Origin of the sequence: Microbispora sp. H10885, from assembly GCF_014161415.1 — a bacterium.
Taxonomy (GTDB): domain Bacteria; phylum Actinomycetota; class Actinomycetes; order Streptosporangiales; family Streptosporangiaceae; genus Microbispora; species Microbispora triticiradicis.
Genome location: NZ_JABBWY010000029.1, coordinates 1 through 2,180 on the forward strand (window position 1 = coordinate 1; position 2,180 = coordinate 2,180).

Genomic DNA, 2,180 nt, shown 5'->3' on the forward strand with positions numbered 1-2,180 from the left:
TGCCGCACCAGGGCGGCCTGGTGCAGACCCAGAACGGCGCTTGGTACTACATGGCCTTCCAGGACGCCTACCCCGGCGGCCGGATCCCCGTCCTGGCCCCGATCACCTGGACCTCCGACGGATGGCCGACCATCACGACCGTCAACGGCGGCTGGGGCGCCTCCTACCCCTACCCCAACGTGCCGCGCCCGCCCCGGCAGGTGAAGTCCCCCGGCGGGACCGACACCTTCACCGGGTCGCAGCTCGGGGCGGAGTGGGAGTGGAACCACAACCCCGACACCACCAAGTTCAGCGTCGGCAGCGGACTGCGGCTGCAGACCGCCACCGTGACCAACGACCTGTACTCGGCCCGCAACACCCTCACCCACCGCATCCTCGGGCCGTCCTCGACGGCGACGATCCAGCTGGACTACTCCCAGATGCGCGACGGTGACCGGGCGGGGCTGGCGATGCTGCGCGACTCCTCGGCCTGGATCGGCGTACGGCGCGACAACGGCCAGACCCGGCTGGTCGCGACCAACAACCTGACCATGAACAGCAGCTGGCAGACCACCTCCACCGGCACCGAGGTGGCCTCCACCGCCGTGTCCGGCGGGCGGATCTGGCTACGGGTCAACGCCGACATCCGGCCCGGCAGCGGCCGCCAGGCCAAGTTCTCCTACAGCACCGACGGGGTGAACTTCACCTCCTTCGGCCCCGCCTTCACGATGGGCAACGCCTGGCAGTTCTTCATGGGCTACCGCTTCGGCATCTTCAACTACGCCACCCAGTCCCTGGGCGGCTCGGTCACCGTCAACAGGTTCGACCTGACGCAACCCTGACGCCCTGACCCAGCTGATCGAGCTGATCGCATGACACCGGCCGGCCCCGGCGCTCCCCGACAGGAGCACCGGGGCCGGTTCCGTGTCTCCCCAGCCCCAGCCCCGGCATCGGAAGCGGTGTCACAGGGCGCTGCGGAGCCACTCCTCCACCCCGGCCACGTGAACCGTGGCCCACGCCCTCGCGACCTCCGGCTGCCGGGCGGCGATCGCGTCGCAGATGGCGGCGTGCTGCTCCCGCGTCTTCTCGTTGGCGCCCTCCTGGGTGAGGCCACGCCAGATACGCGCCCGGGTCGTCGGCCCGGACAGGCTCTCGATGAGCGAGCACAGCACCGCGTTGCCCGACCCCGCCGCGATGTGCTGGTGGAAGCGCAGGTCGTTGGCGACGAGCTCCTCCACACTCGGCTCGTCCGGCACCCCGCTGAGGATCTCGCGGAGCGCCTCGACGTCCTCGTCGGACATGTGCAGCGCGGCCATGGCGGTGGCGGCCGGCTCCAGGATGCGCCGCACCTCCAGGAACTGCAGCACGGTGTCGTCGCGATGGAAGTCCACGACGAACGACATCGCGTCGAGCAGCAGGTTGGGCTGGAGGCTGGTGACGTAGGTGCCGTCGCCCTGCCGTACGTCGAGCACGTTGATCAGGGCGAGCGCGCGCACGGCCTCCCGCAGGGAGTTGCGGGACAGGCCGAGCCGTTCGGCCAGGTCGGCCTCCTTCGGCAGCCGGTCACCGGGGCGCAACTCACCCGAAATGATCATCTGCTTGATCCGGTCGATCGCCGCGTCCGTGACCGCCACGAAGCCACCCCCTGTTCGCAGGCGGACGAGGCCGCCAGACGTCGGATGTCTAGCAGTTTAGGGGAAGCCGGACCTGCTCTCACCCTGGTCAGCGGACTTACGAAAGCCGCTCAGGCGTGCGCGTCACTTCCAGCGAGCAGTAGAGAAAGTCATGTCAATTCGATTAAAAGGTCTTCACAACCGGACGAAACGGGATTACGTTCGCGACGCCTGCTCTTCTGGAGGCTGGTGTGACAAAGCCCCCAGGCCGACAGGTGGCCCCCCGGGTCACCCGTTCACCCCTCAAAGGAGCTGTCTTGACAGTTCACCGGCATCGCGCCTTGAGCCGTCTGGCCGCGGCGATGTCCCTCGCAGTGGCTCTGCCCGTTCCCTTCATGTCCGCGTCGCCCGCCATGGCGTCGGTGACGCGGGCCGGCGCCGCCAGTGCCGCGGCCCCTGACTTCAAGGTGCTCGTCTTCTCGAAGACGACCGGTTTCCGGCACGACTCGATCCCCGAGGGGATCGCGGCGGTGCAGAAGCTCGGCCAGGAGAACAACTTCGCGGTCGACACGACCGAGGACAGCGCGG

Annotated in this window: 3 protein-coding genes; 2 read left to right on the forward strand and 1 reads right to left on the reverse strand. The window is 68.8% G+C overall.

The features are described 5' to 3' along the window. On the forward strand, positions 1-821 hold an 821-nt coding region (locus HHX37_RS35315; protein WP_220503411.1), incomplete at its 5' end, for a hypothetical protein. Positions 822-941: 120 nt separating this feature from the next. Here HHX37_RS35315 and HHX37_RS35320 read toward each other — a convergent pair. Continuing rightward, positions 942-1,613 carry a FadR/GntR family transcriptional regulator gene (locus tag HHX37_RS35320; protein WP_111702010.1) on the reverse strand — a complete coding sequence of 224 codons (672 nt, stop codon included), beginning with the start codon at positions 1,611-1,613 and terminating at the stop codon, positions 942-944. A gap of 296 nt (positions 1,614-1,909) precedes the next feature. Here HHX37_RS35320 and HHX37_RS35325 point away from each other — a divergent pair. Next, a partial coding sequence (locus HHX37_RS35325; RefSeq protein WP_220503412.1) for a ThuA domain-containing protein occupies positions 1,910-2,180 on the forward strand: 271 nt, incomplete at its 3' end.